Origin of the sequence: Mediterraneibacter gnavus ATCC 29149 (assembly GCF_008121495.1) — a bacterium.
Lineage (GTDB): Bacteria > Bacillota > Clostridia > Lachnospirales > Lachnospiraceae > Mediterraneibacter > Mediterraneibacter gnavus.
Genome location: NZ_CP043051.1, coordinates 382,110 through 406,948 on the forward strand (window position 1 = coordinate 382,110; position 24,839 = coordinate 406,948).

33 protein-coding genes and 1 pseudogene are annotated in these 24,839 nt (G+C 45.3%); 6 read left to right on the forward strand and 28 right to left on the reverse strand.

All coding sequences use genetic code 11. The features are described from left to right. Positions 1-42 precede the first annotated feature (42 nt). From FXV78_RS01865 to FXV78_RS01930, 17 genes are all read right to left on the reverse strand, one after another. Positions 43-306 (reverse strand): hypothetical protein, encoded by a 264-nt coding sequence (locus tag FXV78_RS01865; protein ID WP_004840192.1) that lies wholly within the window; start codon positions 304-306, stop codon positions 43-45. Positions 307-316: 10 nt separating this feature from the next. Continuing rightward, positions 317-763, reverse strand: a complete 447-nt coding sequence (locus tag FXV78_RS01870; protein WP_004840191.1) for a VRR-NUC domain-containing protein — start codon at positions 761-763, stop codon at positions 317-319. Continuing rightward, on the reverse strand, positions 760-987 hold the full coding sequence (locus tag FXV78_RS01875) for a hypothetical protein (protein ID WP_004840190.1): 228 nt from the start codon (positions 985-987) through the stop codon (positions 760-762). Before FXV78_RS01875 ends, FXV78_RS01870 begins: the two co-directional genes overlap by 4 nt. Further along, positions 984-1,427 (reverse strand): hypothetical protein, encoded by a 444-nt coding sequence (locus tag FXV78_RS01880; RefSeq protein ID WP_004840189.1) that lies wholly within the window; start codon positions 1,425-1,427, stop codon positions 984-986. The genes FXV78_RS01875 and FXV78_RS01880 overlap by 4 nt, the downstream gene beginning before the upstream one ends. After that, positions 1,424-2,215, reverse strand: a complete 792-nt coding sequence (locus tag FXV78_RS01885) for a transglycosylase SLT domain-containing protein (RefSeq protein ID WP_233447397.1) — start codon at positions 2,213-2,215, stop codon at positions 1,424-1,426. The genes FXV78_RS01880 and FXV78_RS01885 overlap by 4 nt, the downstream gene beginning before the upstream one ends. Continuing rightward, complete coding sequence (locus FXV78_RS01890; protein WP_004840187.1) at positions 2,145-3,143, reverse strand: rolling circle replication-associated protein; 999 nt, start codon at positions 3,141-3,143, stop codon at positions 2,145-2,147. Before FXV78_RS01890 ends, FXV78_RS01885 begins: the two co-directional genes overlap by 71 nt. Before the next feature lie 196 nt (positions 3,144-3,339). Further along, positions 3,340-3,480, reverse strand: coding sequence for a hypothetical protein (locus FXV78_RS17770; RefSeq protein WP_004840186.1), 141 nt, complete (start codon positions 3,478-3,480; stop codon positions 3,340-3,342). A gap of 24 nt (positions 3,481-3,504) precedes the next feature. After that, a complete protein-coding gene (locus tag FXV78_RS01895) occupies positions 3,505-3,780 on the reverse strand; it encodes a hypothetical protein (RefSeq protein WP_039959130.1) in 276 nt (91 codons plus the stop codon). Continuing rightward, positions 3,762-4,598 carry a hypothetical protein gene (locus tag FXV78_RS01900; protein WP_004840184.1) on the reverse strand — a complete coding sequence of 279 codons (837 nt, stop codon included), beginning with the start codon at positions 4,596-4,598 and terminating at the stop codon, positions 3,762-3,764. The genes FXV78_RS01895 and FXV78_RS01900 overlap by 19 nt, the downstream gene beginning before the upstream one ends. Continuing rightward, positions 4,595-5,449 (reverse strand): DNA cytosine methyltransferase, encoded by an 855-nt coding sequence (locus tag FXV78_RS19015; RefSeq protein WP_322090406.1) that lies wholly within the window; start codon positions 5,447-5,449, stop codon positions 4,595-4,597. Before FXV78_RS19015 ends, FXV78_RS01900 begins: the two co-directional genes overlap by 4 nt. Then, positions 5,341-5,988, reverse strand: a complete 648-nt coding sequence (locus FXV78_RS19020; protein WP_004840182.1) for a DNA cytosine methyltransferase — start codon at positions 5,986-5,988, stop codon at positions 5,341-5,343. The genes FXV78_RS19015 and FXV78_RS19020 overlap by 109 nt, the downstream gene beginning before the upstream one ends. 218 nt (positions 5,989-6,206) lie before the next feature. Beyond that, positions 6,207-6,557 carry a hypothetical protein gene (locus tag FXV78_RS01910; protein WP_004840181.1) on the reverse strand — a complete coding sequence of 117 codons (351 nt, stop codon included), beginning with the start codon at positions 6,555-6,557 and terminating at the stop codon, positions 6,207-6,209. Between the two features lie 16 nt (positions 6,558-6,573). Further along, complete coding sequence (locus FXV78_RS01915; protein WP_004840180.1) at positions 6,574-6,876, reverse strand: hypothetical protein; 303 nt, start codon at positions 6,874-6,876, stop codon at positions 6,574-6,576. Beyond that, on the reverse strand, positions 6,873-7,424 hold the full coding sequence (locus FXV78_RS01920) for a hypothetical protein (RefSeq protein ID WP_004840179.1): 552 nt from the start codon (positions 7,422-7,424) through the stop codon (positions 6,873-6,875). Before FXV78_RS01920 ends, FXV78_RS01915 begins: the two co-directional genes overlap by 4 nt. Further along, on the reverse strand, positions 7,421-7,738 hold the full coding sequence (locus FXV78_RS01925) for a hypothetical protein (protein ID WP_004840178.1): 318 nt from the start codon (positions 7,736-7,738) through the stop codon (positions 7,421-7,423). Before FXV78_RS01925 ends, FXV78_RS01920 begins: the two co-directional genes overlap by 4 nt. Before the next feature lie 46 nt (positions 7,739-7,784). Next, positions 7,785-7,952 (reverse strand): hypothetical protein, encoded by a 168-nt coding sequence (locus tag FXV78_RS17775; protein ID WP_159308431.1) that lies wholly within the window; start codon positions 7,950-7,952, stop codon positions 7,785-7,787. A gap of 17 nt (positions 7,953-7,969) precedes the next feature. After that, the gene (locus FXV78_RS01930; RefSeq protein WP_004840176.1) at positions 7,970-8,206 is read right to left on the reverse strand and encodes a hypothetical protein; all 237 of its coding nucleotides are present in this window, start codon (positions 8,204-8,206) and stop codon (positions 7,970-7,972) included. A gap of 174 nt (positions 8,207-8,380) precedes the next feature. On the opposite strand from FXV78_RS01930, the gene FXV78_RS01935 reads away from it, so the two are divergent. Next, positions 8,381-8,761, forward strand: a complete 381-nt coding sequence (locus FXV78_RS01935) for a helix-turn-helix domain-containing protein (protein ID WP_004840175.1) — start codon at positions 8,381-8,383, stop codon at positions 8,759-8,761. 268 nt (positions 8,762-9,029) lie between these two features. Here the strand turns inward: FXV78_RS01935 and FXV78_RS01940 are convergent, their stop codons facing one another. Then, positions 9,030-9,227, reverse strand: coding sequence for a helix-turn-helix domain-containing protein (locus FXV78_RS01940; RefSeq protein WP_004840173.1), 198 nt, complete (start codon positions 9,225-9,227; stop codon positions 9,030-9,032). A 62-nt stretch (positions 9,228-9,289) separates the two neighbouring features. Between FXV78_RS01940 and FXV78_RS01945 the strand changes: the two genes are divergently transcribed. Next, the gene (locus FXV78_RS01945; protein ID WP_004840172.1) at positions 9,290-9,787 is read left to right on the forward strand and encodes a hypothetical protein; all 498 of its coding nucleotides are present in this window, start codon (positions 9,290-9,292) and stop codon (positions 9,785-9,787) included. A gap of 160 nt (positions 9,788-9,947) precedes the next feature. Next, complete coding sequence (locus tag FXV78_RS01950; protein ID WP_004840171.1) at positions 9,948-11,342, forward strand: recombinase family protein; 1,395 nt, start codon at positions 9,948-9,950, stop codon at positions 11,340-11,342. A 24-nt stretch (positions 11,343-11,366) separates the two neighbouring features. Here FXV78_RS01950 and FXV78_RS01955 read toward each other — a convergent pair. Continuing rightward, positions 11,367-11,888: pseudogene (locus tag FXV78_RS01955) on the reverse strand (ABC transporter ATP-binding protein); the annotation flags it as partial. Positions 11,889-12,097: 209 nt separating this feature from the next. Here FXV78_RS01955 and FXV78_RS01960 point away from each other — a divergent pair. After that, positions 12,098-12,619, forward strand: a complete 522-nt coding sequence (locus tag FXV78_RS01960) for a VanZ family protein (protein WP_081448171.1) — start codon at positions 12,098-12,100, stop codon at positions 12,617-12,619. Here FXV78_RS01960 and FXV78_RS01965 read toward each other — a convergent pair. The 5 genes from FXV78_RS01965 to FXV78_RS01985 all read right to left on the reverse strand — a co-directional run bounded on the left by FXV78_RS01965 (position 12,560) and on the right by FXV78_RS01985 (position 19,140). Next, positions 12,560-13,570: an acyltransferase gene (locus tag FXV78_RS01965; RefSeq protein WP_004840167.1), complete on the reverse strand. Its 1,011-nt coding sequence runs from the start codon at positions 13,568-13,570 to the stop codon at positions 12,560-12,562. The genes FXV78_RS01960 and FXV78_RS01965 overlap by 60 nt on opposite strands. Beyond that, on the reverse strand, positions 13,571-14,806 hold the full coding sequence (locus FXV78_RS01970; RefSeq protein ID WP_004840166.1) for a DNA polymerase Y family protein: 1,236 nt from the start codon (positions 14,804-14,806) through the stop codon (positions 13,571-13,573). It abuts the gene before it with no gap. After that, positions 14,803-17,400, reverse strand: a complete 2,598-nt coding sequence (clpB, locus tag FXV78_RS01975) for an ATP-dependent chaperone ClpB (protein WP_004840165.1) — start codon at positions 17,398-17,400, stop codon at positions 14,803-14,805. Before clpB ends, FXV78_RS01970 begins: the two co-directional genes overlap by 4 nt. A gap of 659 nt (positions 17,401-18,059) precedes the next feature. Beyond that, positions 18,060-18,482, reverse strand: a complete 423-nt coding sequence (locus tag FXV78_RS01980) for a hypothetical protein (protein WP_022037294.1) — start codon at positions 18,480-18,482, stop codon at positions 18,060-18,062. A gap of 58 nt (positions 18,483-18,540) precedes the next feature. Next, positions 18,541-19,140 carry a TetR/AcrR family transcriptional regulator gene (locus FXV78_RS01985; protein ID WP_004840160.1) on the reverse strand — a complete coding sequence of 200 codons (600 nt, stop codon included), beginning with the start codon at positions 19,138-19,140 and terminating at the stop codon, positions 18,541-18,543. Positions 19,141-19,267: 127 nt separating this feature from the next. Between FXV78_RS01985 and pepT the strand changes: the two genes are divergently transcribed. Then, positions 19,268-20,497 (forward strand): peptidase T, encoded by a 1,230-nt coding sequence (gene pepT, locus FXV78_RS01990; RefSeq protein ID WP_004840159.1) that lies wholly within the window; start codon positions 19,268-19,270, stop codon positions 20,495-20,497. A 75-nt stretch (positions 20,498-20,572) separates the two neighbouring features. Here pepT and FXV78_RS01995 read toward each other — a convergent pair whose 3' ends face one another. The 4 genes from FXV78_RS01995 to FXV78_RS02010 are packed head-to-tail and all read right to left on the reverse strand — an operon-like array spanning position 20,573 to position 22,948. Further along, positions 20,573-20,995, reverse strand: coding sequence for a bacteriohemerythrin (locus FXV78_RS01995; RefSeq protein WP_004840157.1), 423 nt, complete (start codon positions 20,993-20,995; stop codon positions 20,573-20,575). Between the two features lie 11 nt (positions 20,996-21,006). Further along, positions 21,007-21,843, reverse strand: a complete 837-nt coding sequence (gene nudC, locus FXV78_RS02000) for an NAD(+) diphosphatase (protein ID WP_004840156.1) — start codon at positions 21,841-21,843, stop codon at positions 21,007-21,009. Between the two features lies 1 nt (position 21,844). Continuing rightward, positions 21,845-22,327 carry a signal peptidase II gene (locus FXV78_RS02005; protein ID WP_004840155.1) on the reverse strand — a complete coding sequence of 161 codons (483 nt, stop codon included), beginning with the start codon at positions 22,325-22,327 and terminating at the stop codon, positions 21,845-21,847. Positions 22,328-22,336: 9 nt separating this feature from the next. Next, positions 22,337-22,948: a zinc-ribbon domain-containing protein gene (locus FXV78_RS02010; protein ID WP_039959124.1), complete on the reverse strand. Its 612-nt coding sequence runs from the start codon at positions 22,946-22,948 to the stop codon at positions 22,337-22,339. Positions 22,949-23,121: 173 nt separating this feature from the next. Here FXV78_RS02010 and FXV78_RS02015 point away from each other — a divergent pair, with 173 nt between their 5' ends. After that, positions 23,122-24,828: a S8 family peptidase gene (locus FXV78_RS02015; protein ID WP_004840152.1), complete on the forward strand. Its 1,707-nt coding sequence runs from the start codon at positions 23,122-23,124 to the stop codon at positions 24,826-24,828. Positions 24,829-24,839 lie beyond the last annotated feature (11 nt).

Sequence of the window (24,839 nt, forward strand, 5' to 3'; positions counted from 1 at the left end):
TGCAGAGGCATCTTCCGCACGGAAAAGCGCAATCACTTCGTCTCATGCTGTTCTGTATCTCGCATTTTCGTCTTCCCGGCTCCTCGCCCAGCTTTCCAGTTCATCAATCGCTCTCTTGTAGCAAGCAACGTCATCGTCCTCTTCGACTTTGATGATCTGCTTCCGATCGGGACCGTCTCCCTGATAAATCTTGATGAATCCGGGCCTGTTCATGGAGAATTTGCTGTGAACACGCAAGTTGTATCTTCTCCCGATAGGTCTGTACGCCTCATAGAACTTTCTGACTACTGCTGCATATTCATCCATGCTCCTGTCCTCACTTTTTCTTCAGTGGCGAGATTGTGCCTTCTTTCCAGACACTGTTGTTCGGTTCTTTCATCCACTGTGGAGACAATAACTCGCAATACTCTCGCAGCACCTCCACCGCATCCTCTGATGTGTAACAGGTTGCGACGTAGTGTCCGACTGCTGCCATGTCAGTCAGGAACTCTTTCTGCGACTTCTGGTGCTTTCCGTCTCCGAACTTCATCTCGATGTACAATCCGCAGTAAATTCCTTTCGGGTACGGCAGGCAGAGATCAGAGACACCTGCCTTCACTCCCATCTGCTTCAGTTTGACCGCCTCTGCCTTGTTTCTGCTGCCTCCGTTCGGAATGTGATGCAGCCACTTCAATTCCGGGTACTGTCTCTCGTTCCAAGCCGCCCACGATGCCACGTTGATCTGCTCCGTGTCCTCGCTTCGCTTTGCATATCTCAAATTCATTCCTGCTCTGCCTCTCTTTCATCCTGTACTGCTGCCGCTATCTCTTTCTCATTCAGATCGGACTCGTTGCTGATCTCAATGCAGAAGATCGGCTGCCCTCCGTCCGTGATTCCGAACATCTCTCCGTCATACTTCTTCCGTTCCTTCGGATTCGCCGCAATGACCACCACTTCGGATTCTGCATCGAACCCCTGAAGGTACTCAATCAACTCTTTCGTCTTCATCTCTTCTTCCCTCCTGTCAGGAGTTCCATGTCCTGAAGAACATCTCCGGTCACTCCCATTCGCTTCATCCGATCAAAAACTGTCTCTTTCTTCAGACCCAGCTTCCAGAGAAGCCAGTCTTTCAGACCTTCCTTGTCGGTATAGTATCTTGTCCAGATTCCTTTCCGGTCCCTGATGACCATTCTGGCCGTCTCTCTGCTGATGCGTTTATACTCTTCCTGTTCCGGTGAGAATCCCTTGCGCTTCAGTTCTGCAAGCACGGTATTGATGCAGTATGCCTCAACCTTCCCGATTCCTGCTGCGTTCAAGATGCTCGCCTTCGCATCTTTCAATGCGGTCTGTGCAGCTTTTTCGCTCTTTCTCTTCATCGCTTCGTATGTGATCGGCTCTGGTGTCAGGTGCTTCGCCGCATCCGCTTTCAACACATATCCTTCTTTCACTGCTTTTTCTCCTTTGCTTCCTTCGTCTCCTGTTTCAGTTCCTGCGCCCTTTCCAGAATGGCTCTGTTGTATTCGTACTCATGCACCCCATAGGCCCATAGATTTTTCTGTGCTCCCCGGAGTCCGTAGTTATACGCGGCCAGAACGTCATATGGCAACTGCTCCGCCGGAACGGTTCCCTTCAGCTTCTCCTGAAGTTCTGACAGGATGTCCACCCCGACTCTCACGTTCTGGAATGGCTGCGTCAGGTCTGTGCAGTTCAGTTCCTTCATGCGCTCCTGCTGCCATTTCTCTGCGATCTGCATGAGTCCGACAGGTGCTCCGCCGTCTCCGGCAGCGTTCCACACGCACTTGCTCTCCCTTTCAATCAGGGCGAACACCATCTCATAATCCACATCGTTCTGCTCGCAGATGATGTATGTGTACACCTGCATGATGACAGGGAACTGACCGCCTGCTTTCTTGCACTCTTCAGTTATTTCGTGATAGTAGAATCCTTCCACCTGATCTCCGCTCCAATCCTGCGACATCGTGTTGTATGGATATTCATACTGACCATAGATGTCGCAACCATATTCCTGCTGCATCCGCAGTTCCTGTCTGGTCTGTTCTTCCTTCGCTGCCATCACCTGTGCATTGATCTCTTTCTCTCTTCCGCACCTTGCGATGCTCACCGCAACTCCGGTCAGGAGCACGACTGTTGCCACTCTCTTCCAGTTAATCCCTCTTGCGAGTGCTCTTGCGATTCTGACCGCCTTTCTTCGCCTTGCTCTTCTTCGTCTTCTCACTCTTCTTCCCTCCTTTCTCCTCCTGCTGTTTTCTCATTCGAGCATATATGTAATACTGGCCGTTCCACTTGTTGTACTTGATCACTGATTCCGTGTACTCATAACCCTCTGATGCGTACCACTTGTTCAGATGCTCCTGCACTGGAAGTATACCGTTGACCATCTTGTCCACATGGCTCTGCTTTGTCTTGTAATGATTCTTGTGTTCATCCGGTTTCTTCAGGTTCTTCGATGGAGTCCAGATTTTTTGATATTTTCCTTCTTCAGAGTCCTTCCCCTTGCCCTTCGGCTTTGACACATATTTCGCCATCCCCACGAGGCCGTTTTCGTCTTTCTGAAGGCGGCGAACCTGATTCCTCTTTCCGTATGTCCAGAGACTTTCCACTGTGTCCATGTCCATGTCTCCGTCGAGTACGATGTGATGATGCCATCTGCCTTTGTCTCCTTGCTCCGTAACATACACATACCGAGCGTTCGGAAGACCTCTCTTCTTTCTCTGGTAGTTCAGGCGGCGGATGTAGTTCTGCATATGGCTCTTCGCCACTTTCATGCTTGCAGGTGTGTACTCTGCTGAATAGGTGAACGTGGCCCATATGTCTCTGTCACCAAAGTTCTCATTGATGACCCTCTCACACTGCTTCCTGCTGTTCTTCTCATTCAGGTTCCTCTGTGCCTGTCTATCCTTCTTCCTTCTGCCCTCCTCTGGAATCTCTTCGACTCTCTTTCTGGTGAACTCTGGATATATCTCGACTTCCAACTGCTCCCCTGCTTTGATCTCCTTTGTGGCATACACATACTTGATCTTCTCTCCATCCATCATCCTCTTGATGATGTCCTCTTCCAGATTCTCAATCTGTTTCTGATATGCCTCTTCATAGTCATACTCTACATAGACATTCTTCTTTCTCCGTCTCCTGCTCTGCTCCATCCTGAATCACCTCTGTCACTTCTCTTTATCGTTGAAGTGTTACTATCCATTACAAGTCCGCCGAACCGCTTCTGGACGCTTGTTTTGATTGACTTTTCAGGCCGTTCGCAGTACAATAATACCGAGATGTGTGTTGACCTGAACGTCAACGAATCGCCTTCGGAAGCCTGCAAGCAATTCCGAAGGCTTTTTCATTTCATGCACTTCTTTTCTCTTCTCTATCTGTCTTTTTGGTTACACTTGTCAATTTCACTTTTGCTGAATCCTCCCGGCTGTTGACGATCATTGCGATCGCAGCGAATACCTTCAGCGCATCCGGTTGTGTTCTTACTGCCATGTTGATTCCTCCTTCATTGCTTTATCACTCTGCACCGATGTAGTTCAGAACTTTCTCGATCATCAGGTCATAGAACTCTTCAATCACATCCTGAAGAACAAATCCTCTGTTGTCTGTGTCTGTCACGCTTATTTCGTCCCAGTCTCCTTCCATTCCGAGCTGTTCTCTCATCTCCTCGAATGTTTCCTGAACGATCTCCTGTGTTCCAGAATACTCGCATCCTCTCGACAGTTCTTCTCTCAGTCTTTCGTCCGCTCTGATTCTTCTTTCCTCATCGCTTCTCACTCGTCTTCTTGCCATATTGCGTTCGCCTCCTTTTTGCAATCTCTTTCCATGTAATAGTCATACAGGAACTCTCTCTGTGCCTTTGTGTACTCTTTGACCGGATTCTTTGTCGGAAAAGCAATTCCTCGACTCGGATTGTGCAAGAGAACCCACCCTCTTTCGACGAGCCAGTCTCCTGCTCCGATCAGGCCGACATTGCATTTTGTCTGCAAGTCAATGTCTCCGTTCATTGCTTCCTCCGGGAATTTTTCGCTCATGTAATTCTGCGCCCATTCCTGATGCGCTCCCCATTCCACTCCATGAAAAGTTCCGTCCGGCTCTAACCATCCATAATCCTCTGTGGTGTGATTTTCTTCATCCATCATTCGTTTCATTAAACTGTCGAGCGAATCCTGCTGTCTATCCTCCGCAGTCTCTTCTCCGAGTTCCTTTCTGATTTCTCTCTGTGTGCTTTCCGATATGTGGTCCATTGCTACGTCCCACCGTTCAATCATCCTCCGCAGGTCCTTCTCTGCTTTCTTCTGTCTTTCGACTTCTTTCCAGATGTTCATGCTCTGCGGCATCTGCTCTTCTTCTCCCGGTTCGTATGTTTCGAGATGATATGTACCTGCTGCCGTGCTCCCCTTCAGAGCGGCGCGTCCGAGCAGAATGTCTTCTGCATATCTCCTGATCTGTGCCTCCGGTGTATCTGTCCCGGTCATGCTGTCCATCAGAATCTCAATGACTTTCTCATGGCTCTTTTCTCCGGTGTAAAACCATTCTCTCGCAAGCTGCGTGATGAACTCTCCGTGAATGTCGAATGAAATTCTTCTCACTATTGGTCCGTCGTTCACCTTTGTTCCTCCTTTCTGTGCTGTCCGAGTTTTCTTGCCATCGCTTCGATGACGGTCACTGTCACTCCGTTTCCTGCCTGCTTGTATAGCTGACTGTCTGAATTGACGAACTCTGCTTTCTCAAAATAGTCATCCGTCCATCCTTGCAGTCTGAAGCATTCCTTCGGTGTCAGTTTTCTGATTGCTATGTAACATTGATATTTTTCATACCAGACCGCATATACAACCAGTTCTTCCGATACCTGAACGAAGATTCCCTGATTGCAACTCGTGTCGAGTGTGTTGGCGATTTCTTGTCCGACTCTTCCTCTTCTTGTCTTGCTGTTTGGCATTGAGAAGTTCACGCTGTCAATTCCCACTCTGCATTCTGCATAACCTTGTTTCGTTGCTTCTTTGACTTCAATCGCGATTCCGTGCCGGTCCTGTCCTGTCAGTGTGAACATTGGTTCTCCATCTTCTTTGAACCTTCTTCCGTTCTGACGTTTCTCTGCCCTGTCTGGTGTTAATACCGGAATAGCGATTCCGCTATCTTGCCCTGCATGGTTCGAAGCTCCTTTGTAATATCTTGCCTTCAGGCATCGTGCCTGCTCCGTCATCTTCGAGCCTTCATGACACAAGTCAATGAAGCATGGCAAGGCAACATGGTGTTCCCTTCCGCCACCTTGACAAGTGCTTAATGCTTCTGTGATTCCATCTTGTGCAAATACCTGCGTATTTCTTCTGCAACCGTCCCTGTGACCTATTATTTGAATACTATCTTCTCTGTCTGCTCTTTCGACAGGAAATACTTCTGCGGAGCCTCTACCTCTAAGATGTCCGATAATGAAACACCTTTCTCTGTTCTGTGGCACTCCGAAATCTTTGGAATTGAGCACCTGCCATTCCGCATCATACCCCCCCGCTCCATTTCAATGAGCAGTCTGGCGAAATCCCATCCTCCATTAACACTAAGCAAATTCTTAACGTTCTCAATGAAAAGGTAAGTGGGTCTATTTTCTTCTTCGAGTTGTCCGATAAGGTACATAACTCTGAAAAACAAACTTGAACGGTTCCCTTGAAATCCAAGCTGTTTTCCTGCAACGGAGATGTCCTGACATGGGAATCCGAAGCACCAGCAATCTGCTTTTGGAATGTCTCCGGCATACACCCTTCTAATGTCATTTGCATACCATTCTCCATTTCTGTATTCCTCCTTCAATATTTCTTTTTGCCGTTGTTTCAGTGGCATTTTGTCCAGGAACTCTCTCTGTTCCTGGGTGAGCAGGTGCATCGAGGTATAGCTTGCAGTCGCGAACTTGTCAAACTCGCAAAAGCCGACGCATTCATGCCCTGCTAATTCCATTCCTCTGCGGAACCCTCCGACTCCGGCAAAAAAATCAATGAATTTCATTTTTCTTCCTCCACCTTCTTTCTGGCAAGCGTTCTCACCGTGTCTGCCTTTTCGCCTTAAAAAGTGCTAAAACCTGTTATCCATCCATACAGTGTTCTGGCAGACTGTACGCGCCGCCATGTTTTCACGATGCTCCGATAATGTCTTTCGGCTTGCCATCATCAGTGAACACGTTGCCGTCGTGTCCAGACAGGGCGAATGCCCTGTTTCGGCTTTTATTACATATCAAGCAATTCTTTCAGGAGTTCTGCTGTCCACTCTGTCAGTTTCTTTCCTGATTCCAGATACTGTTTCAATGCTTCTCTCTGTTCTTTCATTTCCTCCTGTGTTGGAAGCTCTGCCGTTTTACCTCCCTGCTCTATTGCGTTGAAAATCGCATACAGTACGAGCAGACAATCTTCTTTGCATTTGTACTCTGCAATCTCTTCGGCGCATCCGCCAAACACCTGAATCGTGTGTCTGATTTCTTCTTTCTTCCCCTCCTTGAAGTTCTCTTCCTTATATCCGATTCCCTCAATGTGACCTGACGTATTGAAAATCCTTGTTTTGTCCTGTGATAAAATGAACATCCTCTTCTCCTTTCATTCACTTGAAACTGTATTCAACAACTTCTGCGTTTGGTCTGACTTTGATGTCTTCTTCATACATAAATGCTTTGCACTGGAAGAACTGGACTGAATGGTCAAATGATTCCTTCACCTTGTTTGCTGGAAGAATCACTTCTATCACTGCCACTTCATCGTGTCCTCTGATTGCCACGAACTTCGCTGCGTCCTGTGGCTTTTCGCAGAGGTACACGCAACCGTCCCATCCTCTTTTCACTACTCCGTCAGCAATAATCTTCTTCATCGTCTCCGGTGTTGCTGCATGGTAATATTTCTTTCTCATTCTCTTCCTGCCCTTCGTCTTTCTCTCTTATCCAGTTCCTCCATCACTTTCCTGTATCTGCTCCGGTTTTCTTTCTGCTTCTTGTACTCCTCTGCGAATCCACACGCATCTTCTCCGGCAACGATTACCGCTGCCATCCGATCTGCTGCCTTTTCCATCTTTCCGTCTGCCTCCGCTTCCTTGTCGTAGGCCATGCAATACATCTCCTGCACCAGTTCTTCAGGAATCTCGTTCGCCTTTGCCTCTGCTCTCGCATTGCAAAGTTCCGTGTTCAGTTCTGAAATGGTTGCTTCTCTCTTCTCGACGGTCTTCTTCAGGTCTTCAACCTCTTTCTTCAGGTCTTTGTTCTCTTTCTCTGCTTTGTCTTCTCTCTCCCACGCAATCTCTGCGTTTTTCTTCATGCTGTACGCAGTATCTTCTCGAATGTTGTCCTCTGCCAGTTCCAGAACTCCCTCCATCGCGAATCCGACGTAACTGTTTTCTCCGAGTCCTTCCACGATCTTTCTGATCTTTTCGATTGCCTGTCTTTCCTGTTCTTTCGTCGTCATGCCTGCTCCTCCTTGTTTTCCCTGATTGTGCAGAGTTTCTTGTGATTTCTTCCGTATAGCAATATTCCTCCGAGCAGTCCTTTTGAAATCTGATACTCTGCTCTAGTTTCTTTTTTCGTTGCATCGTCGTAATATATTTCTTCTGCGGTCATGTTATTGTAAAAAGCAACGAGTCCGATCTTTTTCTTCTTGCAGGCTTTCATCGCCTCTTTATATGTGGTTTTCAGGCTTTCGTTGCCTGAATAGCTTGTCACATATAGCTGTTCGTTGCCTTCCTGATCTGTTGTAACTGACATTACTTTCGCAATCCACATATCTGTTCTCCTTATGTACTCCCCGGCATTTCCGCCGGGGCCTGTTCTATGCAGTCAGTCCTGCCTGCTTTGCCATCTGCAATCCGATCATGATTCCTTTGACTTCACGCTTCTCGCCGCTGGTCAGCTGCTTCAGCAGTGAAATCATTTCCTCAATGTCTTCGGTTTGTTTCTTCAGTTCCTTGTTATCCATTTCAAAAGTTGCTGCTGCCATGTGTGTTCCTCCTTTCTTTATGCTGTTACTGGCTCGTAATCTTCGAGCAGTTCCTTCAGGTTCGCTTTTCTCCAACGATGGAGCCGTCTGTCTCCGGTGATGTTCTTCACTGGTTCCGGGAGCGGTTCGCCTGTAATGACGTTTCTTTCCCAGTACAGATACTGTTTTAATGAATTGTGATAGTGTCCATCGTTATGCACTTCTATGTATTTGTTTGAGTTCCTTCGATTTCTGTATACCTGAATCGTTGTCACTGTTGTTGCCTCCTTTATGATGATGTGTGTTTCTCTGTGTCTTCAAGACATATTATAGTGTCTTAGCTCCACTTTGTCAACATATTTTTGTGTCTTAATTCAACTTTTATTATTGACCTTTTATTTTTTGCGTGGTATTGTTATAGAAGAAATACAGAAAGAGAGGTGAGCAACATGACGCAAGGCGAGCGTGTCCTTGAAATACGAAAAGCATTAGGTTTGACAATGGATAAATTCGGGGAAAAGTTGGGAGTTCAGAAGTCTGCGATTTCTAAAATAGAAAAAGATAGAGTCAACTTATCCGACCAGATGGTCAAACTGATTTGTCGAGAATACAATGTGAATTATGACTGGCTTATGGATGGAGAAGGTGAGATGTTTTCCGATCTGCCGCAGACAGTTCTTGATGAACTCTGCTCGCAGTACGAACTTGATGACCTCGACCGATTCATCGTCGAGTTATATGTCGGACTTCCGAAGGATGTGAGGGATGGCATAAAAGCAAGGGCGAAGGACCTTATTCAGAAAAGGAATACTTCAGAAGAGAAAAAATAAAAAGGGAACCCATCTGGATTCCCTTCTCTTCGTGTCGGCTACTGATATATGTATATGTACTTGATAAACTCATATATTCTCTTCAGGAGAGTTTCAGAGTCTATCTTGTTCAGCAGTCCGATTATTTTCTGCCGAATATCCATTTTCATCGCCTCCTTTTGAAAATATTACCATTTTTTTCAGGCTTCGTGAATGGGTTCGGCTCTCGTTTCCGTAATTACGGAAATCGTTCTGTGATCTGCGCATCATCGCAGCTCATGTGATATACTTATTTATATTCGGAGTCGTAGAGTTCGCTGATTTTCGTGTTCAGTGCGATTGCTATTGCTTCCAGTTGTCGGAGCGTCGGAGATGTCTGACCGTTCTCAATCGTATTCAGTGTCGTTTTGCTGATTCCGGTCATTTGCTCCAACTGCTTCAGTGTTACATTCTTTTTGATACGCGCCTGCCATGTTAAGACTTCCATGCGTAATACCTCCTATTATGCGATGTCTTTATTTTGGCGGCTTACATAGTGGAGGAGTTTATATGGGATTTCTCGTTAATCATTTTTTGAAGAAACAAGAGAAATTATACGATGAACGCAGGCAAAATCCTCCGCACCGTTGCCTTACATATGAAGTTCGCGGTATCAATCCGAAAACGAATAGGAAGAAGACGGTTCGGGTAGTCTGTGGCTCATGGGAATCTGAACAGGAGATTCTGTCTCGAAGTTCTCTTGTTGCTCCCTTTGAAGAATGTCATCCGTGCGATGAACCAGTCACAAATTCGCAGCTTGCACTGATGGCAAAAGAAAAGCTCCCTGTTCCTGAAGGTATAACCAAAGTTGAAGCAACCAACATTATCACGCATCACTTCGATGAAAAGCCTTGCTTTCCTGAAGTGATTCCGCTGGATGTTTTGAAGTATGCTGTCAGCCTCGGTGTTCTTATCCCTCGGTACATGGAACGCAAAGACGCGATTGAACTATTGCGGTATAAAGAAAAAGCATTAGGGATTCCGTCTTCCCTTAATAAATTCAAGTAAAATAAAAACGGCCATCTCGCCAAAGACAGCCGTTTCCACTGTGTCCTATGCAGCACATAACTTCATAGAATACTGATTCGCAACCTTTATTCTACCACGAAGTTGTGCTGCTGCATAGCTTTATTTTTTTACGCTTTTTTACGGCAGAAAGAAGGTTTTTATGAATAGTACATACTTCAGACCGCAACCGGAACTCTTCGGCCTGCGTGTTGTTAAATATATACGTTGTTCCCATGACGGTCAGGTTCTTCATGGTGACACTCTGGAAGCGCAGGACGCTCTCCTCGATGAGTTCATCAAAGTGAATCGCATGGTGCTGGTTGACACTTTCGTCGACGAGGCCCTGACTGCCCGGAAGAAATTCACTCGCCGGAAGGAATTTGTCCGCCTTCTTGATGGTGTCCGCTCTCGCAGCTTTGACATGATTCTGTTCACAAAACTTGACCGTTGGTTCAGGAACATCGGAGACTATCACAAAATTCAGGAGATACTTGAAGAGAACGGAGTCCAGTGGAAGGCGATCACGGAGTCCTACGACACCACCACCACGAACGGCCGCCTGCACATCAACATCCGTCTGTCCGTTGCACAGGACGAGTGCGATCGTGACAGTGATCGAATCAAAGACGTATTTGCGTACAAACTGAAGAATAAAACCTATCTTTCCGGTTCTCTTCCTCGTGGTCTGAAACTGGATGATGAGAAGCACGTTATCATTGACCCGGAATGGAAGCAATTTGCTCTTGATATGTTCGATCATTTTGAGCAGACCAATTCCAAGAGGGGGACGTTGCTCTATCTGAAAGAAAAATACGGAATCTATTTGTGTTATGACACTATTTCCCGGAATCTTCGCAACTCTCTGTATAAAGGGATGTATCGTGATGACCCTGATTTTTGCGAGCCTCTAATCGAGCCAGAGCGATTCGACCGTATTCAGGTTTTAGGAAAACGGAACGTGCGTCAGCGTTACTCTAACCGAACATATATCTTCACTGGACTTCTGATCTGTTCTTCCTGCAATCATTATCTTGTAGGCCAGACAACTCACCGAACTCTTTCTGACGGAACCGAAAAGCACTATCCGTCGTATAGGTGCAATCAGAGGTATCAGTCACATAGTTGTGATCGGAACCGCAGTTATCGTGAGGATTATGTCGAAGAATACCTTCTCCAACATATCCGCCCTGCTCTGTCCGAGTATGTGGCAGAATATGAAGTGACCGGAACAACCCCTGCTCGGAAGAATCCTGCTGCTGAAGCTGCGAAGATACGAACTAAGATGCAGAAACTGTATGAACTGTACATGGATGACTTGATTGATCGTGATACATATAAAAGGGATTATTCCGCTTTTCAGGAGAAACTGAAAGAACTGGATTCCATTGTTGTTGCTCCTTCTCGTGATCTTGCTGATCTGAAGAAGCTGCTTGAACAGGATTATGAGGAGATATACAGAACATTTTCTCCGCAGGAGAAGAATGCTTTCTGGAAGTCCTTCGTGCAGTCAATCACTGTTCACGAGGACGGAGAAATGGATATTGTTTTTTTATGATCTTGTTTCTACTAACTACGCACCGCCCGTCGGCTCATCTGCAAGGATCAGCTTGGGCTGCGTGATCAGCGCTCTTGCCACTGCCGCCCTTTGTTTCTGACCGCCGGATACTTCATATGGAAACTTCTTCAAAAGTTGAGTGATTCCAAGCTGCTGTGCAATTGGTTTGAGTTTCTGACTCATCTCCGGATACTTTTTGCCGGAAAGTACCATCGGAAGATAGATATTGTCCTCCAGAGAAAATGTATCCAGAAGATTGAAATCCTGAAATACAAATCCCAGATTCTGCCGGCGAAATGCTGCCATTTCTTTATTGCGGATCTCTCCCAGATCTCTTCCTTTCAGGTACACCTTCCCGGATGTTGGTTTATCCAGCGCTGCCAGAATATTTAAAAGTGTTGTCTTTCCGGATCCGGACTCTCCCATGATCGCTACATATTCTTTCTCCTCCACCGAAAAGTTCACATTGGAAAGCGCCTGTACCTGATTTCCTCCAAATCGTGTGGTATATATTTTTTTCAGATTCTTTACTTCCAGTAATGTCATCGTCATTCCTTCCTTTCATTTCTCCCGTTTTCTTACTTCTCGTTTATTATAACTGGAACACAGAAGCTTGTTCCATTGATTCACATTACAAATCACAACTGTTGTCTTACGTTTTTGTAAGGTTTGGCTTTCCGGCAGATAAAACATTGCCACATCTCATCCGCAATGTTACAATTAGTATCAGTTTGAATACAAAGGAGTTTTCAGATATGAAACAAGAACGATGGAAATCTATTTTAAAACCTCTGACCATTCTTCCGGTCATTGTCATGCTCTGTACCATCTTTGGATTTTCCAATCAGAACGGAACAACTTCCGGTGGATTGAGCCAAAAAGTAAGCAGGCAGATCGTCACTGTCTGTGATACCCTCTTTCATCAGGACTTGGCGGAAGAGACAATCGAACATTATACCGAAAAAATCGAATATCCTCTGCGCAAAGCAGCCCACGCCACGGAATACCTGATCCTGACTCTGCTGGCTGCCCTGCCGCTTTATACCTATGGTCTTCGTGGAAAAAAACTGCTTTTGGCTCTATTTTTATTCTGTGTCATCTGCGCATCCGGGGACGAATTCCACCAGTCCTTTATTCCCGGCAGGTCTCCCCAGATTACAGATGTATTTGTAGACAGCATCGGAATCCTGACAGGATGCGGCATCACATACCTTGTATTACGTAATCGCCCGTCCGATACGGCTTCTTCGAAGAAGCGTAATACACAGAAAGGATAGACCTCCGATTCCGGCAATCAGGACCGGCACTGCAATCCACGCAGATACAGTAGCCGGTTCTGCATATTTTTTATATCCATCCAGAAAAAGAATGTGGATCAGATAGATCCCAAACGAACATCCGCAACCGATATCAAGAAGTCTTCTTGTCCTTTCTTTCAGACGGATCTCACAGTCCTGCCAGCGAATAAGAATCATAAAAAATGCAGCGCCTGCAAGTACGATGAGTGGACATCCGTATTCCAGAACCCGTTCATAATGCTCCCCTGACCGCTGTGTGATAAAGACTGTCAGAGCAAACACGCCGGTCATACAGCCGATAAAAATTGCAGCTGCCCATTTCTGACTGATTCGGATATATCTCCGGTACTTATAAATAAAATACCCGATAAAAATATAAAGCATATACACCTTGTCTCCGATCAGCGGCAAATCATAATACGCTTCCCCATTTTGCAGGGAAACCACATAGTTAAAGACTACGGAAGCGCTGCAGACAACAAGCAGAGCTCTCTCCAGTTTTCCGCTCATTCCTTTGCACATGACCTGAAAAAACGGCAATACCATATAAATTGGGATCATCGCATAAAGATACCACAAATGAGGTTCTGTCGGTACATACAGAATCTCTTTCAGATCATATTCTGTCTTCATAAAAGCACGATTCCAGATATAGTACACTACACTCCATACTACCAGTGCGATCAAAAAACGAAGCAGTCTCTCCCCGTGTTTTTTCAACGGTTCTTCTCTTCCCAGAAGCAATGCTCCGGAGATCATAAAAAAACAGGGAACACTTACTCTCGCCAGTGTATCCAGTAAAAGTGCAAACAAATACTCACTCTGTGTAATTTCTCCATATGCCCTACAAAAATAATTGGTCACATGGATCACAATCACAAAAATGCAGGAAATCATCCGTATGATCTCCAGATTATAATTTCGTCTCATTTATCTTCTCTTTTCGTCTTTCTCTTTTGTATCCGGTTCTTTTTTCATCAGACTTGCCTTAATGACAGTCCCTTTTCCAAAACGGGCATCCAGCTTCTCCATCGCATCTTTTAATTTCTGATGCTTCTCATCCAAAGGCTTGGGGATCTCAATATCAAAAATAGATAGCTGCATAGGCTCTTTTTCATCCACCAGTTTTGCCGTCCGGATTCCAAGCAGGCGGACCGGTTCACCTGTCCATACTTCTTCAAACAGTTCACAGGCACTCTCGTAAAGAACATTCTGATCCGATGTCGGCCGCATCAGCTGTTTCTGATGCGAAATCTTTCGGAAATCATAATATTTGATTTCCATACTGACCATGGATGCTTTCTGACCGGCTTTTTTCAGCCTTTCACCAACACTCGCTGCCAGATGTGCAAAGACCGGACGGATTTCTTCCAGTGTTTCTGCATCCTTTGACAATGTCGTAGAATTTCCAACCCCTTTTGCTTCTGCCTGCTGTGACTGTACACTGGAATGATCGATTCCGTTTGCAAACTCCCAGAGCATCTGTCCATGGCTCTTCAAATGCAGCGTGATCAGTCTGGGATCTGCCTGTGCCAGATCTCCAATCGTCAGAATTTCCAGCTTTTTCAGGATCTCCACACTGGAATGCCCTGCCATATACAGTTCTCCAATCGGAAGAGGCCACATTTTTACACGGATTTCTTCCGGAAACAAGGTATGTACCTTGTCGGGCTTTTCAAAATCCGAAGCCATCTTTGCCAGCAGCTTATTCGAAGAAATTCCCACATTGACCGTAAAACCGAACTTCTCCCGAACTCCGTTCTTGATCAACATAGCCGCATCAACCGGGGAACAGAAACCTTCCATCGCCTGTGTCATATCCACATAGCACTCATCCACACTGACCTGTTCGATTTCTTTCGTAAATATCCGAAGATAGTCCATCAGCATCCGGCTTTTTTCCCGGTACATCTTATGATCCGGCGGTTCCATCACCAGATTCGGACACTTACGAAAGGCATTCGCAACAGGTTCCCCTGTGCGGATGCCATATCTTTTTGCCGGAATTGACTTTGCGAGAACAACCCCATGACGGGATTTCTGATCTCCGCCGATGATCGACGGGATCATACGCAAATCTGTTCCGGCACCATTTTTTAATTGTTCGACTGCAGTCCAGCTTAAATAAGCCGAGTTGACATCTATATGGAAAATAACGGGTGTCATGCGACGATCTGTCCTTTCACTTTTGCCTCTAATTTTCCGTCAACAACATCAATCTCAATCCGATCTCCTCTGCCCACATTTCCTGCAAGGATCAGTTTTGCTGCCAGCGTCTCCACATTCTTCTGGAGATATCTCTTCAGCGGTCTTGCTCCGTACATCGGATCATATCCGCCTTCCACTACGAAATTCTTCGCAGCATCCGTCAGCTCAATGGAGAGTTCTTTGTCTGCCAGACGCTTGTTGACATCTTTTACTAACAAATCAATGATGGCATGAATATTGGATTTCGTCAATGGTTTAAACATAATTATTTCATCCAGCCGGTTCAAAAATTCCGGTCTGAAATGTGCTCTTAAGTCATTCATGACCAGATTCTGATATGATTCTTCGATCGTGCCGTCTTCCCGGATTCCTTCCAGAAGATAATTCGCCCCGATATTGGAAGTCATGATCAGGATCGTATTCTTAAAGTCTACGGTTCTGCCCTGTGAATCCGTAATCCTTCCGTCATCCAGCACCTGAAGCAGGACATTGAATACATCCGGATGGGCTTTCTCGATCTCATCAAATAATACAACAGAATACGGTTTTCTTCTGACTGCCTCTGTGAGCTGTCCGCCTTCGTCATATCCGACATATCCCGGAGGCGCTCCGATCAGTCTGGACACGGAATACTTCTCCATGTATTCACTCATATCAATGCGGACCATGTTATTCTCATCGTCAAACAGACTCTGAGCAAGTGCCTTGGCAAGTTCTGTCTTTCCAACTCCGGTAGGTCCCAGGAATAAGAAAGAACCAATCGGTTTGGTCGGATCTTTGATTCCTGCTTTGGAACGGATAATCGCTTCTGTTACCAGCTCCACTCCTTCGTCCTGTCCGATGACTCTTCGGTGCAGCTCGTCTCCCAGATGCAGCGTCTTGCTTCTCTCACTCTCGTTGAGTTTTGCCACCGGAATTCCTGTCCACCGGGAAATGATTCTTGCAATCTCCTCATCTGTCACAGCCTCATGCACCAGAGAAAGATCTTTTGCCTTTACCTTTTCTTCCTCTTCCTCCAGCTGTTTCTGCAGCTGCGGAAGTCTTCCGTACTGCAATTCCGCCGCTTTGTTCAGATCGTATTCCCGCTGCGCTTTCTGGATCTCTTTATTGACCTGCTCGATCTCTTCTCTGACCTTCTGTACCCGCTCTACAGATGTCTTTTCATTCTCCCACTGTACTTTCTTACCTGCATATTCTTCTTTTAGTCCTGCCAGCTCTTCCTGCAGATGTTCCAGACGCTCTCTGCTCAAACGGTCCTCTTCCTTTTTCAGTGCCTCTTCTTCAATCTCCAGCTGCATCACACGGCGTCTCAGCTCATCCAGCTCTGTCGGCATGGAATCCAGCTCTGTCTTGATCAGCGCACAGGCTTCATCCACCAGATCAATGGCCTTATCCGGCAGGAAACGGTCAGAAATATATCGATTCGACAAGGTTGCTGCTGCCACAAGCGCACTGTCTGTGATCTTCACTCCGTGGAAGACTTCATAACGCTCTTTGAGTCCTCTTAAAATAGAAATCGCATCTTCCACACTCGGCTCTTCCACCATGACCGGCTGGAAACGTCTCTCCAGAGCCGCATCTTTCTCAATATACTGACGATACTCATCCAGTGTCGTCGCACCGATACAGTGCAGCTCGCCTCTTGCCAGCATTGGCTTTAACATATTTCCCGCATCCATGGCACCATCTGTCTTACCTGCTCCCACAATGGTATGCAATTCATCAATAAACAGAATGATCTTGCCGTCACTGTTCTTCACTTCTTCCAGAACGGCTTTCAGACGCTCTTCAAATTCTCCTCTGTATTTTGCTCCTGCAACCAGAGCTCCCATATCCAATGCAAAAATCGTCTTATCTTTCAGTCCCTCAGGAACATCTCCGCTGACGATCCGCTGTGCCAGCCCTTCTACGGCTGCCGTTTTACCGACACCAGGCTCTCCGATCAGGACCGGATTGTTCTTTGTCTTACGCGACAGGATCCGGATCACATTTCGAATCTCTTCGTCACGTCCAATGACCGGATCCAGCTTCTGATCTCTTGCCCGCTCCACCAGATCCTGTCCATATTTGTTTAACGTATCATACGTTGCTTCCGGATTGTCACTGGTCACTCTCTGGTTTCCACGCACAGTAGAAAGTGCATGCAGAAAACCTTCCCGGCTGATTCCAAACTCACGAAATAACGGCTTTAAATCTCTGCTTGCATATTTCAGTAAAGAAAGGAAAATATGCTCTACAGACACATACTCATCGCCCATCTGCTTTGCTTCATCCTCTGCATGGATCAGTGCATTGTTCAGATCCTGACCGACAAACACCTGCCCGCCCTGTACTTTCGGACGCTTATTCAAAAGCTCTTCTACTCTGTTAATAAACAGAGGTCCCTGAATGCTCATCTTTTCCAACAATTTTAAGATCAGACTGTCATCCTGCGTAACCAGCGCATATAATAAATGCTCCTGCGCAAGCTCCTGATTGCCATAATCATACGCAATCTTTTCACAATTCTGCACTGCCTGCATTGAATTCTGTGTAAATTTATTTATATTCATAGCAACTCCTCCTCACTACTTGTTTCATTGTTCTACACGTAATATAGCATTCATTATTAGCCACGTCAAGAGAAGAGTGCTAATTCTTTTCTAAAAAATTTATAAACACTAATCCCTGATCCGGATCATTATCTGCGTCACATAATAGTGTTCTTTTATTTACTTCATGTAATTTTGCAAACTGAGCTGTTGTCATCCTCATACTATCTTTTTTCATCATTTTTTCTTCTTTCTCTTGACTTTACACTAACTGTATACTTTATCCTGTCCATTGTCAAAACATTTTACAGGAGAAAACCTGGCATTATGATGACTTTTGCAGCACAAAAACCTCCAGAAAGCTGGCAAAGATTTTCCTGTGCAGCTGCCTTACAAATCAGACCTTTTCCAGAGTTGCCCTCTTAAACCAAAAACCGGTCGGTATTATTTTAGGGAAAAGCTGTGCTGTCCACAAATGTCCGCTCCCTCTCCGGATCAGACAGATTTCATCCATCACCTCATTGCTGCTTTCCGGGGAAGGTCGTAAAACAGCAAAAATTTTTCAGGACGTCGATGGCATAGACAAAGAACTTTTAAAAGAATGCGGCACTTCCTATCCTGCCCTTATGATCTATTTTAATTTACGTAAAATCGTAAACAAACAGATACTTGCACCTTTTCTATCTGCTTACTTTTCTTTCCTGCTGAAAATAATGAACTCCAAACAGAACTCCTGCCAGAAACAGTGCCATTCCCAATCCTGAATAAAACACAGCGATGAACACATCCGGTGCAAAATGGGAGGCTCGAAGACCAATTCCAAAAGTCATCATAAATGCCATGATCAAAAATGACTTCTTATCAAAAAAATGCCAGAAAAACTGAAGCTCATCTTCGTAGTTTTGAATTCTGTCGGTATGTCTGATCACCAGTTTATAAAATACCATCGACCAGAATACAGCAAAAACCAGCGCTGAGAGCAAAATATTCACAACTGTCACATGCCCCGTATAGCTGAGTATTCCAATTCGAATAATATTGAACCCCGCAATCAGCCAGACAATGCTGGCCAGTAGCAGTAATGTTCTTTTTTTTACTTTCATTTTGTTCTCCTCTCTAATATGAACATTGTTCATATTTATGTTTAAAATTTCCCACTTTTTAAAAGTGGGATTCATAGATACTGTGTGCGATCATCGTTAAAAGTGGTTCGCAGCTTTTCTGCTTTTCCAGAAGAATGGACATCAGAAGTGTAAACACATACTCCACAAAAATTTCCGGAGTCAGCTCATTTTCAAATGCATTCTCACGCACATTCTGGTCCTCTGTCAATATCTGAACCAGATTTTTCTTCAAATGCATCAGGGAAATCTCCATCATTTTCCTTCCCTCATTTTTATCTTTTGCTGCAAAACTCATGGAATGCAGATTAAAAAACTCCGGATACTTCTGACTGCTTTTATACACCGTATCAAACAACCAGGCAATACATGCTGTAAAGCTTTCAAATACAAGTACCTGTCCATTCATATGAAAGATATCCATCCATACACTTTCAATCGTCGCAAGTAAAAGTTCCGATTTGGATGGAAAATAATTATACACGGATCCTAATGCAATGTTGCACCGGGAAGCCACAAGCCTCATGTTTACGGACGAAAGCCCTTCTTCTGCCACAATCTCTCTGCACACTGCAAGTATTTCCTCTCTTGATGTAACTGCCATATTCAAATCTGCACCTCCATTCTGAACAACGTTCATTATAGAATTTCCCAGCTTTGATTGTCAAGTTACTTTTCTGATTTTTTTCCATTTCTGCCTTTTCTTTCTTCCTCTCAGGAATTATAATAAACACAGATCATTATAACAAAACAGGAGAGATTTATTTATGAGAGCTTATGAACGACTTTTAAAATACGTAACTGTACGCACCCCAAGTGATGAGACAAGCACTACCGTACCGTCTTCTGCCTGCCAGTTTGACCTGGCACAGGATCTGATCCGGGAGTTCATCAATTTGGGACTACCAAAGGCACGGACGGATGAAAAATGCTATGTCTACGCACAGATTCCTGCCACGCCGGGATATGAAAATTGTCCGAAGATCGGATTTATTGCACATCTGGATACTGTTTCTGACTTCTGTGACAAGAAGATCGTTCCGGTTGTAACTGAAAACTATGACGGACGCGACCTTCCTCTTGGCGGTTCTGACGGACGGGTTCTTTCTGTCTCCATGTTCCCGCATTTAAAGGATCTCAAAGGTCGTACTTTGATCACCAGCAACGGAGATACCATCCTCGGTGCAGACGACAAGGCCGGAGTTGCAGAGATCATGACCATGGCAGAACGGGTTTTGACTGAAAATATCCCACATGGTCAGATTTCGATCGGATTTACTCCGGATGAGGAAGTTGGCAGAGGAGCGGATCATTTTGATGTCGAAAAATTTGATGCGGATTTTGCCTACACCATGGACGGAGACACCGAAGGTGAGATTCAGTATGAGAACTTCAATGCCGCAGATGCGATCTTTGAGATCAAAGGCGTGAATGTACACCCGGGATCTGCAAAAGATGTGATGGTCAATGCCGCCCTGGTGGCAATGGAGATCAACGCTGCCCTCCCTGAGGGAGAAACTCCAGCGGATACCGAGGACTATGAGGGATTCTATCATCTTGTAAGCATGTCCGGCGATGTAGCCTGCGCAAAACTGCATTACATTGTCCGAGATCACGATACCGACAAGTTTGCCGCACGTCTGGAAACCTTAAAAGAAATTTCCAAACAGATGAATCTGAAATGGGGATTGGGCACCGTAAAACTGACCATTGATGAACAGTACCGCAATATGGCAGAGATCATAAAAGATGGAAACATGCATCTGATCGAAAATGCGAAAAAAGCCTGCCTTGCAGCAGATGTCACACCTCTGATCCTTCCGATCCGCGGCGGTACAGATGGCGCTCGCTTAAGCTTTATGGGGCTGCCTTGTCCAAACCTTGGAACCGGTGGACATGGATATCACGGACCATTTGAGCACATTACCGCTGAGGGCATGGATAAATCCGTAGAGGTGATGATCGAACTGGTCAAACTGTATGCGGAAATGAAATGATAAAAAAGAATATCCAGACAAAAGGCACAGACGGGATGTTTCCCGCTGTGCCACTTTTTATCCGCAATCTTTTTCTTACAATCTCTCACCGTTTTCATGCATAAATTTGTATTCTGCAACAGAACGGTCAAATGTCTTAATGTGGTTGTACAGCCATTCCACCACATTTTTATTCACTGCTTCTACAAATGCAGCAGACGGCCCTTCTTCCTCTTCCAGCATATTGTAGAGATCTCTTACGACCTGTCTTAATTTTTCATGCTCTTCTTTGTGCTTTTCCACACCCGGATATGTAATCTCTTCCTGCAGTTTTTCTTCTTCTCCAAAATGGAATTCTGTGTAATCTGCGAGATAATCCAGTGTTTTTACAGACACCACCTTATCTTTACTTGTCTCACAGCTGTCCAGTAATTTGTTAATCTTATCAATCAGTTCCTTGTGCTGGGAATCAATCATTTCGTTTCCTGTTACCAGACTTTCATCAAATTCTGCTCTCATTGTGCTACCTCCTAAACTTCACCTTGTTTAAATTTTATGATCATTTCATTGGTTAAACTGTCTCTGGACGGCTCTACCGGAATCTCGTCTCTTTCAAACCATTCCGCCAGTGCCAGTTCCTCTTCATCCAGTGTCACTTCTGCGTCACCGTCCAGATCACAGTAAAATCCCATCAACAGGGTATCACTAAATGCCCATGGCTGACTTTTATAGTATCGGATATTCTTTACCTTCAATCCGACTTCTTCCATCACTTCTCGCGCCACTGTTTCTTCCACGGTTTCTCCGATTTCTGTAAATCCGGCAAGAAGTGCATATTTTTTATAACTTCGCCCTGCATACTTGGACATCAGGATCCGGTTACCGTCTGTCACTCCAACAATGACAGCCGGACAGATCTTCGGAAATTCCATATTTCTGCAGTGTTCACAGAAAAGCATCCTCTCTTTTGTATCATGACGCATCTTATGTCCACAGCGTCCACAATATCTGCGTGTCTGATACCATTGATACAGCTGATATCCCGTGATCCCCGCAAATGCGCTGTACTGAGGATCTGCTGTCCTGAAAATCTCCGTATTCTCCATTGTAAACTCAGAGTGCGGCTCCCGGTTCAGATTATCAACCAGATAATACTGCTTCTCATCAATTGTAAACAGATAAATACTGTTCTCATAAATCTCTTCGTTCAACCGTTCCAGTTCTCCAAATGTTGGAAACTCTATTCCCGTCTGTGTCCGCCTCATCAATGCTGTGTGTTCTTCATAATACAATGCAATGCTGTCCTTTTGCGGCGAAACCGGCCTGTATTCGTTCTTAAACTGATGCGGTGCTATGTCCTGGATCATTTTACTCACTTCCTTTCCTGAAATTATGCAAAAATTCACTGAGTAAAATCAGAATACTTCCTGCCGCAAGAAAAAAATCTCCCAGATTGTATGTGATCTTTGTCAGCTTCTCGTCAGATGTCTGAAACCCGATATAATCCACCACATATCCCCGCATCCAGCGATCCAGTGTGTTGCTCCACGCACCTGCCACACCAAGTGAAAGCCCTGCTTTTTTCAAATAACTGCCTTTTTTTCGCAGACACAAGATATCCCAGACGGTCAGAATTGCAGCCATAACAAGAGATGTGTACTTTACAAACTGAGGATACTCTTTCAAAAGACTCATACACATCCCCTTATTATGCACTTTTCTAAGGACGATCTTTTTGCTGTCCGCAAACGGTTTTTCTTCCTCGTCCGGCCACTTTTCCACTTCTGATTTGACTGCCATATCCAGACACGTCAGAAATGCCGTTGCCCCTGCTCCAAACAGATTTTTCATATTCTGCCTCTATTCTTCTGTAAATTCTTTAATTTTTTCTGCTGCGTCCTCTGCTTTTTCCTTCACTGCCTCTGAAAGGTCTTTGACATGCTCACAGGCAGCCTCTGCTGCGTCCTCTGTTTTTTCCACAACTACCTCTGCTGCATCTTCTGTCTTCTCTGCAACTGTATCCATTGCCTGTGTTGTTTTTTCTTTTACAAATTCAACCGCCTGATCGGCCTTTTCCCTGAGCACATCCTCCGTTTCATCCCAAATGTCTTCTTCTTTTTTCGCTCCGCAGTACGGACAGTATGCCATCTCTTTTGCTACCTGTTTTCCACATTCTGCACAAGTACTCGTTCCTTTGATCTCCTCGATCTTTGCCTGATGTCTCTCGATACTTTCTGTTCTGTTATCGATTTTTTCACACAGCATCTGTACCTGTTCGTCCATCGCCTCTCCCGCCTGGTACTTCTCGTACAGAAAGCGCCCCATCTCCAGCATATCCGCCTCATTGCCGCGCTCCAGAGTTCGGATCTGTCCTCTCAATCGCTGTATTTCCATCATCTCGCCTGCTTTACTTGTCACAGTTTCTGTTGTCTCACCGATTTTTTTACCTAAGTCTTCAAAAAAAGATTTCATCTTTCTTCTCCTTTCTGTCACATATCTGTTATTTTCAACAGAATTTCTCGTGCATATATACATTATACCCCAAACGTTCATAACTTCAACCAGATTTCTTCTGTTTTCTTCTTTCCGCTTCTTATTTTGAAGCTTTCGGCATATACTTTCAAAAACATCCAGGAGATCATTTCATGCCATACTCTGACTTATGCCGGGAAAAAATTCTTTCTGAAGATTATCATGATTTTATTGTCTCCGACATCCGAATGCCCTTTCTTCAAGATATGCTTGAAAAAGACTGCTGTCTTCAAAACCCCGGCTTTTTTTATCAATGTGCTTACCTTTCAAAATCTGTAATAAAACCTGTATCGCTGGAAAACTATTCTTATTTTTCGATTCCGAAATGCTACTCCCTGCTCAGTATGCAGGCGCTAAATCAGGCCGGAATCCTTCCGATCCAGAACCACTCCACCATTCAATTAAGCGGAAAACAGGTTATGATCGGATTTCTGGATACCGGAATCGACTATCAAAATCCGGTATTTCAACATCTGGATAAAACCACTCGAATCGCAGGCATCTGGGATCAGACGATCCAAAGCGGCACCCCTCCGGAATCCTTTGACTATGGCTCTCATTATACACCCGATATGATCAATGAAGCGCTTGCCTCGGAAGATCCGTATTCCCTTGTCCCAAGTGTGGACAATAATGGACACGGAACATTTCTCGCAAGTATCGCTGCCGGTTCCGGAGATCCCGATGCGCAGTTTATCGGTGCTGCGCCGGAATCTGTAATTGCCGTTGTAAAGTTAAAGCAGGCAAAACAATATCTGAGAGACTACTATTTTATTCCCAATACAGCCCCTGCTTTTCAGGAAAATGATATCATGCTTGGTATGCGCTATCTCCACCTGCTTGCCGAAAAACTGGGACTTCCTCTGATCTTCTGCCTGGCACTTGGCAGCAATCTGGGCGGACACTCCGGCTCTCTCCCACTCTCGATCATTGCCCAGCAGTATACCTTGTTGTCTAATCGGATTCCTGTTATCGGGGTCGGAAATGAAGCAGATCAGAGACATCACTTTTACAGCGAGATCATGAATACTTCTGATACAAAGACCGTAGAAATCCGTGTCGGAGAAAATACTAGCGGTTTTGTGATGGAGCTATGGACCGAACTCCCCAATATCCTCTCCATCAGCCTGACCTCTCCGTCTGGGGAGAGTACGTCCCGCATTCCCATTCGTGCGGGAACAAGCACAACTTTCAATTTTCTTTTTGAAAATACAACAGTCTACATCGACTACCGTCTGTTTGTAGAAAGTACAGCCTCGGAACTGATTCATTTTCGTTTTTCCGATGCTGCTCCCGGAATCTGGAAGCTTGTGGTAGAACCCGTCCAGATTATTGACGGGCGATTCCACATCTGGCTTCCTGTGCGGGAATTTTTAAGCGGAGAAGTTTATTTTTTAAACTCCAATCCATACTATACACTGACTGCCCCTTCTGATTCCGTACAGCCGATCTCCGTCTCCTATTACGATTCTTTCAACAACGGTCTTGCACTTTCCTCCGGAAGAGGGTTTACTCGTACGGAGCAGGTCAAACCGGATTTTACAGCCCCGGGAATCAGCATTACCGGTGCTCTTCCCGGCGGACAGTTTGAGAGCAGGAGCGGTTCCAGTACCTCGGTCGGCATCACTGCAGGCGCAGCCGCTTTGCTTGTGGAATGGCACCTTCAGCAGAAAAAGATCCCATCCGTGAGTACCGCTTTGATCAAAAGTCTGCTGACGTTAGGCGCCACCAGAAACCCGGATATGAAATATCCGAACCGAGAGTGGGGATACGGCCAGTTAAACCTTTACAATACATTCGAAGCTATGCGTCAGTTATAACAAAAAGGGAC